This is a genomic window from Rossellomorea aquimaris, assembly GCF_001877785.1.
GTDB classification, from domain to species: Bacteria; Bacillota; Bacilli; order Bacillales; family Bacillaceae_B; genus Rossellomorea; species Rossellomorea aquimaris_A.
Genome location: NZ_MINN01000133.1, coordinates 1 through 508, shown reverse-complemented (window position 1 = coordinate 508; position 508 = coordinate 1). Strand labels below are relative to the sequence as shown.

The following is a 508-nucleotide window of genomic DNA, read 5'->3' as shown; positions in this document are numbered from 1 at the left end:
TCTGCATATATTGTCGGAGTGATGATAGCTGAAGGATGCAACAGGGGGAAACAAGAATGAAGACGTAAATAGAGCAAAGAGAATAATAACATGAGGGTATAAAAACGATGAGTAGGGATGAGGGTAGTTGTGTAGACAACGCAGAATAAATATATCGGTGTAAACGTGACTTTTTTTTTTTTTTTCTTGGCGAAACGGTTAAAGCTTTTACAGACGGTCTCGGCGGAAATGCCACCGTTGCAGTCAGCTATGCCATGCTTGGCGCGTTTGCCGCCGCTTTGACGAAAACAGGTCTTCCGGACGCAATGGTGGAAGCCTCCGTTAAATTAATCGGAAATAAAGAAGATTCTCGAAAAAAAGCACTGTCTAAGGTGCTGATTGTGCTGATTATTTTAATTGTATCTTGTTTTTCGCAAAACGTCGTTCCGGTTCACATCGCGTTTATCCCGGTGCTGATTCCGCCGCTTTTGAAAATCTTTAATGAACTTGAAATGGACCGCCGTCTGAT

Annotated in this window: 1 pseudogene; it reads left to right on the top strand. The window is 42.5% G+C overall.

The annotated features are described in order from the left end of the window. Positions 1-185: 185 nt before the first annotated feature. Positions 186-508 (top strand): annotated as a pseudogene (locus tag BHE18_RS20120) (sodium:proton antiporter); the annotation flags it as partial.